Source organism: Dactylosporangium sp. NPDC005572 (assembly GCF_040605515.1).
GTDB lineage: Bacteria > Actinomycetota > Actinomycetes > Mycobacteriales > Micromonosporaceae > Dactylosporangium.
The window spans coordinates 22,118-29,582 of record NZ_JBEXCY010000144.1; the positions used below are offsets into that span (position 1 = coordinate 22,118).

Annotated in this window: 8 protein-coding genes; 6 read left to right on the top strand and 2 right to left on the bottom strand. The window is 73.9% G+C overall.

The genetic code is table 11. The features are described 5' to 3' along the window. Nucleotides 1-4 precede the first annotated feature (4 nt). Nucleotides 5-1,180 carry a DUF2786 domain-containing protein gene (locus tag ABZS66_RS43070; protein ID WP_354768341.1) on the bottom strand — a complete coding sequence of 392 codons (1,176 nt, stop codon included), beginning with the start codon at nucleotides 1,178-1,180 and terminating at the stop codon, nucleotides 5-7. Between the two features lie 255 nt (nucleotides 1,181-1,435). Between ABZS66_RS43070 and ABZS66_RS43075 the strand changes: the two genes are divergently transcribed. The 3 genes from ABZS66_RS43075 to ABZS66_RS43085 are packed head-to-tail and all read left to right on the top strand — an operon-like array spanning nucleotide 1,436 to nucleotide 4,538. Further along, nucleotides 1,436-3,703: a hypothetical protein gene (locus ABZS66_RS43075; protein ID WP_354768342.1), complete on the top strand. Its 2,268-nt coding sequence runs from the start codon at nucleotides 1,436-1,438 to the stop codon at nucleotides 3,701-3,703. A gap of 44 nt (nucleotides 3,704-3,747) precedes the next feature. Then, complete coding sequence (locus ABZS66_RS43080; protein WP_354768344.1) at nucleotides 3,748-4,065, top strand: metalloregulator ArsR/SmtB family transcription factor; 318 nt, start codon at nucleotides 3,748-3,750, stop codon at nucleotides 4,063-4,065. Further along, the gene (locus ABZS66_RS43085) at nucleotides 4,062-4,538 is read left to right on the top strand and encodes an SRPBCC family protein (protein WP_354768346.1); all 477 of its coding nucleotides are present in this window, start codon (nucleotides 4,062-4,064) and stop codon (nucleotides 4,536-4,538) included. The genes ABZS66_RS43080 and ABZS66_RS43085 overlap by 4 nt, the downstream gene beginning before the upstream one ends. Here ABZS66_RS43085 and ABZS66_RS43090 read toward each other — a convergent pair. After that, nucleotides 4,528-5,307, bottom strand: a complete 780-nt coding sequence (locus ABZS66_RS43090) for a class I SAM-dependent methyltransferase (RefSeq protein WP_354768348.1) — start codon at nucleotides 5,305-5,307, stop codon at nucleotides 4,528-4,530. The genes ABZS66_RS43085 and ABZS66_RS43090 overlap by 11 nt on opposite strands. A 70-nt stretch (nucleotides 5,308-5,377) precedes the next feature. Between ABZS66_RS43090 and ABZS66_RS43095 the strand changes: the two genes are divergently transcribed. From ABZS66_RS43095 to ABZS66_RS43105, 3 genes are all read left to right on the top strand, one after another. Beyond that, nucleotides 5,378-6,076 carry a helix-turn-helix domain-containing protein gene (locus ABZS66_RS43095; protein ID WP_354768350.1) on the top strand — a complete coding sequence of 233 codons (699 nt, stop codon included), beginning with the start codon at nucleotides 5,378-5,380 and terminating at the stop codon, nucleotides 6,074-6,076. A gap of 63 nt (nucleotides 6,077-6,139) precedes the next feature. Then, the gene (locus ABZS66_RS43100; protein ID WP_354768352.1) at nucleotides 6,140-6,649 is read left to right on the top strand and encodes a SigE family RNA polymerase sigma factor; all 510 of its coding nucleotides are present in this window, start codon (nucleotides 6,140-6,142) and stop codon (nucleotides 6,647-6,649) included. Continuing rightward, nucleotides 6,642-7,400: a hypothetical protein gene (locus ABZS66_RS43105; RefSeq protein ID WP_354768353.1), complete on the top strand. Its 759-nt coding sequence runs from the start codon at nucleotides 6,642-6,644 to the stop codon at nucleotides 7,398-7,400. Before ABZS66_RS43100 ends, ABZS66_RS43105 begins: the two co-directional genes overlap by 8 nt. Nucleotides 7,401-7,465: the final 65 nt, after the last annotated feature.

Genomic DNA, 7,465 nt, shown 5'->3' on the forward strand with positions numbered 1-7,465 from the left:
AAGATCAGCTCCGAACGGGCAGCTCCGCCGCGTCCGCCGCCTCCCGGCCGGACTCCCAGCCCTCCAGGCTGTCGACCCGGCTGCCCCGGCCGCGGACCGTGCGCGGGAACACCCGCCGCATGGTCTCCTGCACCTGCTCGTCGCGGGAGCGCAGCACGGGCAGCAGGTCCGGGGCGGTGGCCGCCGCGACAGCCGCCGAAAGGGCCGCCTCGGCGACCTGGGTCAGCCGCTCGCCGATGCGCACCGCGAACGCCACCAGGAACGACTGGCGGAACGCCTTGAGCCGGGACCGGCCCGCCTTGCCGCCGGGCGGCTCCGACCGTGCCATCGCCCGGTGGGCCTGCACGAGCAGCGACGTGTACAGCAGGTCGACCGCGTCGAGGTCGGCGTCGAACCCGAACACCGTGCAGAACCCGAGCTCCGGCGACCACACCGCGTGGCAGCGGTTCGCGTCGGCGACCGCGCTCAGCAGCGACGCCTTCTCGTTCTCGTACGGGTGGTCGACGCCGATGCGGCGGGCGAACGGCACCACGGTCGCGTCCGCCGCGCCGCCGTACGCGAGGGCCTCGTCGATGCTGTGCCGCGCGATCAGCTCCTGCGCCTTCGCGGTGTAGGTCTCGGCCTCCGCCGGGTAGGTCGTCGACTCGGCCTTCGCCAGCAGCGCGCGGACCCGGTCGAGCAGGCGCTCGTCGACCCTGGACGCGGCCCGGGCGGGCGCGTTGCCCGGCGGCGGCACGAGCACCTCGACCGGCGGCAGCGCCGCGAGCACGCCGAGCAGGGTGAGCAGGTCGTCGAGCACCGGCACCCGGTCGGACCGGCGGCGGGCGGCGACCGCGCCGACGTAGGCCGCGTCGTCCGCCCACCACACCCCGGCACCGAGCGAGTCCGCCTGCTCCAGCCAGCGTTCGTCCACGGTGCTGCGGCGGTACCGCCGCAGGTGCGCGGCCACCGCGTCGGCCACCAGCGGCGCCAGCGACGGCCGCCCCCGCCGGGTGGCCGCCCGCTGGAGCTCGGCCGGCTGCCAGCCCCGCTCGAACAGCCGCGCGGAGGCCTCGGCCAGCGCCGCGAACAGCGCCGGGTCGACGTCGGCGGCGGGCGCCACGGACAGCCGGTCGAGCCCGTCCTCGTAGTCCACGCGACCCCGGATGACGTCCTCGACCTGCGTGCTCGCGCTGCTCATCGGCCCAGTATTTCTCAGCCGCCGTCACCCGCCCGGGGTGCGGCGGCCGGACGCCTCCCGGCCTACGGAACGTGCGCTCGCCGTCTCATTCATCCGGGGTGGAGAAACGGCGCAGCCGCGCGCGTCGTCCCGGCGTTGCATAGGTTTCCCCCATCACTCCATGAAACGGCGGATTCTGTGGCATATACGGTCGCTCAGCACCAATCGGCCATTACGGACCGGAGAGCCTCCGGACGGCGGCGGTCGTTCGCGTGGGTGCCGGCCGTCGTCGTCGCGCTCGCGGTCACGGCGGGGCTGCGGTACTACGGGGTCTCCGCCGTCGACACCGCGAGCTTCGCGGCATACGCCGGCCTCGGCATCGTCGTGCCGGGCACGCTGCTCTGGCGGGCCGCGCGCGGCCGCTCCGACTGGCTGGTCGAGGACGCCGCCGCCGGGCTGGCCGTCGGCTACGGCTGCGAGGTGCTGGTGTACATCGCCGCCCGCGCCGCCGGGCTGCCGCTGCTCACCCCCGCCTGGGCGGCCGGGACGATCGGGGTGTTCCTGGCGGTACCGCGGCTGCGGCGGTACTGGCGGCCCGGCGACCGCGACGAGGACCGCACACCCGTGTGGTGGTCGGCGGTCGTCTCCGGCACCGCCGGGGTCCTGTTCTACTGGAGCTGCGTGCGCTTCTTCCGCACGCACGCGCTCGTCGAGCCGGGCATGCTCAGCCCCGACGCCGACTCGCCGTTCCACCTGGCGCTGATCGGCGACGCGAAGCACCACATGCCGTTGATGTCGCCGTGGCTGGCCGACCAGCCGGTGCTGTACCACTGGTTCGTCTACGCCGAACTGGCCGCCACGTCGTGGGCGACCGGCATCGAGCCGCACGTGCTGCTGGTGCGCCTCGGCCCGCTGCCGATGCTGTTCGGGCTGGTCGCGCTCGTGGGCGTCCTCGGCCGGCGACTCACCGGCCGCTGGTGGGCGGCGGCCGCGGCCGTCGTCATCACGTTCTTCGTGCTCGCGCCGCTGCCGTACCACTGGCCCCTCGCGGGTTGGTTCTCCGCGTTCGGCACCAACGCCTACGAGGACGGCTCCTCCCTGCGGGCCCAGCTGTGGACCAGCCCAACCCAGACGTTCGGCGCGGTGCTCTTCGCCGGCCTGGTGCTCGCCCTGCTGGAGGCGCTGCGCCGCCCGGGCGCCGCCCGATGGGCCCTCGTGGTCCTGCTCGTCGTCGCCGTGACCGGCGGCAAGGCCACCTTCATGCCGATGCTGCTGGCCGGCCTGCTGCTGGTGATCGCGGTCCAGTTGGCGGCCCGGCGCCGGGTCCACCCGGGCGTCCTCGCGGCGACCGGCGTCACCCTGCTCGCGATGCTGTTCGCGCAGTTCGTGCTGTTCGGCGGCGCCTCCCAGGGCATGACCGTCGACCCGCTGCACTTCGCGCAGATCTCCGGCGCCCCGTACACCACCGGCTTCGCCGGCCCGGACGGCGGTCGTCAAGTCTGGCGGCTGCTCGTCGTGCTGGCCATCACCCTGGTCTGCTGGGCCTGCATCTGGCCCGGGCTCGCCGGTCTGCGCCGGCTCCGCGGGCGGGCGGCCGACCCGACGCCGGCCGTGCTGGTGCTCGGCATCGGCCTGTCCGGCGTCGCCGGGCTGCTGCTGTTCGGCCACGAGGGCGGCGCCGAGGGCTGGTTCATGGTCTCCGGCCGCCCGTACCTGTCCCTCGCGGCCGCCGCGGGCCTGGCCCTGCTCACCCCGGAGGGGCTGCCGGCGCGCCCCACGGTCCTGCGGGTCCTCGCCGCGACGGCGGGCGGCGGCCTGATCCTCGGCGTTGTGCACGTCCTCGGCCCGCAGTGGGTGCCGCGGGAGCGCACCACCGGCAGCGTGGCCCTGACCGCCTGGGCGCTGATCTGGCCGTACCTCCTGAGCCTCCTGTTGCTTGGGATCGTCGCGTGGCTCGTCCGGCGGACCCGCCGGCCCGAGTGGCGCACGCTGGTCGTCGCCCTGCTCGCCGGCGCCTGCCTCGTGACGTCGGTGAAGCACCTGTACCTCATGACCCGCGAGTCGCAGGAGGGCGGCTGGCGCGGCGTCGTGCAGACCGTCCCGTTCGTCACCCCGGGCACCCGGGCGGCCGGCCACTGGCTGCGCGAGCACTCCGCGCCCGACGACCTGGTGGCCACGAACGCGCACTGCGTCGGCGGCGCCTACGCCGTGCCCGGCCGCTGCGACAACCGGCATTTCTGGTTCGCCGCCCACGCCGAGCGCCGCTTCCTCGTCGAGGGCTGGGGCTTCACCGCCAAGGCCCACGTGGACGCGGCCGCCTCCGGGGTGAACGCGATCTACGTGCCCTACTGGGACCCGTCGAAGCTGGCCGACAACGACGCCGCCTTCGAGCTGCCGTCGGAGCAGACCATCGGGGTGCTGCGGACGCGGTACCACGTGCGGTGGCTCATGGTCGACGAGACCACCCCCGGCCTGTCGCCGCGCCTGCCCGACTACGCCGAACCGCGCTACCGCAGCGGGTCGGTGGCCGTCTACCGGCTCTGACGGGCTGGTCACGATGCTCGGTAAGTGGTAGCTTACGGTAAGCCATGACGAACGTAGCCGCGATGCTGACCGCGCTCGGGGACCCGACGCGGCAGGCCATCCTCGACCGGCTCGCCGACGGACCGCTTGCCGTCGGCGAGCTCGCCGAGGTGCTGCCGGTGAGCCGCCCCGCCGTGTCCCAGCACCTCAAGGTCCTCAAGGAGGCCGGCCTGGTGACCGACCGGCAGCACGGCACCCGCCGGCTCTACCAGGCCGACCCCGGGGCCCTCGCCGCACTGCGGGCGCACCTCGACGGGTTCTGGGCCCGTTCGATGGCCGCGTTCGAGCAACGAGTCCATGACGAGAAGGGCGACCAGCCATGATCCAGACCGTCGAGTCCATCCTGCGCGAGACCGTCGTCGACACCGACCCCGCGCGCGCCTTCGAGATCTTCACCGCCGACATGACGTCGTGGTGGCCGAGCGCACACCACATCGGTTCGGCGCCGATCGAGCGCATCGTCATCGAGCCGCACCGCGGCGGCCGCTGGTACACCCGGCACGAGGACGGCACCGAGACGTCGACCGGCTTCGTCGCCGCGTGGGAGCCGCCCGGCCGGGTCGTGCTCACCTGGCAGATCGGGGCCGACTGGAAGTACCACGAAAACCTCGTGACCTCCGTGGAGGTGACGTTCACCGAGGCGGGCCCCGGCCGGACCCGCGTCCGGCTGGAGCACCGCGACCTCGACGCGTTCGGCGCCGACGCGGCCGCCATGCGCGGCACGTTCGACGAGCCCGGCGCCTGGACCGCCACCCTCGAGGCGTACGCGGTGGCCGCCCGGATCCCTACGCCCTGACCGCGGTCAGCAGGAGGTACTCCCAGTCCTTCCCGTCCGGCCCGTCGCCCAGCGCGGCCAGCGCCCGGTCGAGCTCGGCGGCGTCCTGCGGGCGGTCGGCCAGGTTGCGGTAGGCGGCGATCGTCGGGCCGTAGACCCGCTTGAAGAAGTCGCGGAACGCGGCCCCGTCCGCGAAGTTGCCGATGTGTACCGTGCGCCGCTCCGCCACCACGTCGGTGACCCGGTCGCCGAGCAGCGCCCGGACGTGCGCCTCGTCGCCCCACAGCGGCGGCGGCTGCACGCCGGGCGGCGGGGGCGGCGCGTAGGGCTTCATCGTCCTGAACATCTGCCCGATGAACCCGCCCGGCGTCCAGCTGACCAGGCCGATCGTCCCGCCCGGGCGGCACACCCGGACCAGCTCGTCGGCGGCGGCCTGGTGGTGCGGCGCGAACATCACGCCGACGACCGACATGACCACGTCGAACGACGCGTCCTCGAACGGCAGCGCCTCGGCGTCGGCCTCCCGCCACTCCAGCGCGACCGGCGCCGTCGCCTTGCCGGTCGCCAGCAGCTCGGGGGTGAGGTCGCTGGCCACGACCTGCGCCCCGGCCAGGGCCGCCGGGACCGCCGCGTTGCCGCTGCCGGCCGCGATGTCCAGGACCCGCTGCCCGGGCCCGATGTTGCACGCCTTGACCATCACCTCACCCAGCTCGGGGATGAGGTCGGTGGCCACGGCCGGATAGTCACCCAGGGCCCACATGGCCCGGTGCTTCTGCTTCAACTCGTCCATGCTTCCGACGCTAGAAACGCGACTCGGCGACGCCTAGTACAACATCTGTACCGCGCTCTACCGTCGAGGAATGGGAGCCTCGTACTACCAGTTCTGCCCCGTCGCCAAGGCCATGGAGCTGCTCGACGAGCGGTGGACCCTGCTGGTCGTGCGCGAGTTGATCGCCGGCAGCCGGCACTTCAACGACCTGCGCCGCGGGCTGCCGCGGATGTCGCCCACGCTGCTGTCCAAGCGCCTCCAGCAGCTGGCCGGCGCCGGTCTGGTCGACCGGCGGCCGGAGGGCGGCGAGGTGCATTACGAGCTCACCCCCGCCGGCCGGGAGCTGGAGCCGATCGTCCGCGCGATCGGCGCGTGGGGCGTGCGCTGGATCGGCGAGCTCGGCGACCGCGACCTCGACCCGAAGCTGCTGCTGTGGGACATGCGTCGGAATGTCGACCATTCGGCCCTGCCGGCCGGCCGGACCGTCGTCGGTTTCCGATTTCCGACAGTACCGCCGGCCGTGCGGCACTGGTGGCTGGTGCTCACGCCGGCCGAGGCCGACGTGTGCGACGCCGACCCGGGCCACGAGGTGGGCGTCCACGTGACCGCCGACCTGCGCGCGATGGTCGACGTGTGGCTCGGCAACCGCACCTGGGCCGCCGTCCTGCGCACCGGCGACGTGGTCCTCGACGGCCCGGCCGGGCTGCGGCGGGCACTGCCCGGCTGGTTCAAGGAGATGGGCTGGGTGTCGGTGCCCCGCGGCACGCCGGCCCTGGTGCCCGCACCCTGAGACATCCCGGGGTCGGTCACGTTCGGGTGCATCCTTTCCGGCGGCTCCGCCGTGTCTACAGGTATGACCGCCGACGCGGCACGATCGTTCGACGCCTTCTACCGGGGGACGTCGCGGCGGGTCCTGGGCTACGCGTACGCCCTGACCGGCGACCTGGCGGACGCTCAGGACCTGACCCAGGAGGCGTACGTCCGCGCCTGGCAACACTGGTCGCGGATCAGCTCGTACGAGTCCGCCGAGGTCTGGCTCCGCACGGTCCTGTTCCACCTGGCCACCGACCGCTGGCGCCGCGTGACGGTCCGCCGGCTGTTCGCGGCCCGCCAGCGCCCGCCGGCCGACGTCCCGCCCCCGTCGGAGGACACCCTGCTGGTGGTGTCCCTCCTGCGGTCGTTGCCGGTCGACCAGCGCCGGGCCCTGGCCCTGCACTACCTCCTGGACCGCCCGGTGGAGGAGATCGCGGTGGAGGTGGGCGCCCCGGTCGGCACGGTGAAGTCCTGGCTGTCCCGCGGCCGCTCGGCGCTCTCGGCGAGTCTCTCGGTGAGTCTCTCGGTGAAAGGTGCGTCCGATGCCTGACGAGATCGCGCAGGCGCTGGCGGTCCTGTCGGCGGAGGCGGACCGCGCGGAACTGCCGGACCCGGCGGCGCTGCGCCGCACCGGCACCCGCCGCACCCGCCTGCGCGTGGTGACGGCGTGCGCCGCGGTGCTGCTCGCCGCGGCCGGTACCTACGCCGCGCTGCCCCGCAGGTCGGAGCCGCCGCCCCCGGTCCCGGGCGCCACCCCGTCGCCGTCGCCGTCCCCGCATCCGTGCAACACCGACCCGAAGGCGTGCGTGCCCCCCTCGGTGTACTTCCAGGACGAGCGCCTGCCGGCCCCCTGCGAGACCATGACGAACCCGAGCGACGCGCAGATCACCGCCCGCGAGACGCGGGAGGCCGTCCACCATTGGAACGGCACCCTCGGCCGGTCACGGATGGCCGAGACGAGAACGTGGTACCTGGACGACGGCGCGCAGCGGTACATGACCGAGCTCCGCCAGGCCCTGGTCGCGTGCCCGTCGGTCGAACGCCCGGCGAGCAAGACCGACCCGATCTGGCAGACGGTGACCTACGGCCAGCTCGAAACGGAGGGCTACGGCGGCGACGACCACATCCTGCTGTCCCGCACCTACGCCGGCGCCGCGTACTTCATGCTGGCGTTGCGGTTGGGCAACCGCCTCCTGGTGGTGATCGACTACGGCATGGAGGGCACGGGCACCCCTCGTGCCGCCTTCGACTCGTTCGCCCTGGAGTGCTTGAGCCGCTTCCTCCTCTGGCATCCGAGCTGACCTGGGGCCCGGTCGTTGGTCCTGGGTGGGTGGGGTCTTGGGTCCTGGCGGGGTGGGGAGGTTCG

Coding starts and splice junctions, on each gene's coding strand:
- ABZS66_RS43080 (WP_354768344.1), top strand. CDS start 3,748: ATGACGAACGTAGCCGCGATGCTGACCGCGCTCGGGGACCCGACGCGG.
- ABZS66_RS43095 (WP_354768350.1), top strand. CDS start 5,378: ATGGGAGCCTCGTACTACCAGTTCTGCCCCGTCGCCAAGGCCATGGAG.
- ABZS66_RS43070 (WP_354768341.1), bottom strand. CDS start 1,180: ATGAGCAGCGCGAGCACGCAGGTCGAGGACGTCATCCGGGGTCGCGTG.
- ABZS66_RS43090 (WP_354768348.1), bottom strand. CDS start 5,307: ATGGACGAGTTGAAGCAGAAGCACCGGGCCATGTGGGCCCTGGGTGAC.
- ABZS66_RS43105 (WP_354768353.1), top strand. CDS start 6,642: ATGCCTGACGAGATCGCGCAGGCGCTGGCGGTCCTGTCGGCGGAGGCG.
- ABZS66_RS43100 (WP_354768352.1), top strand. CDS start 6,140: ATGACCGCCGACGCGGCACGATCGTTCGACGCCTTCTACCGGGGGACG.
- ABZS66_RS43085 (WP_354768346.1), top strand. CDS start 4,062: ATGATCCAGACCGTCGAGTCCATCCTGCGCGAGACCGTCGTCGACACC.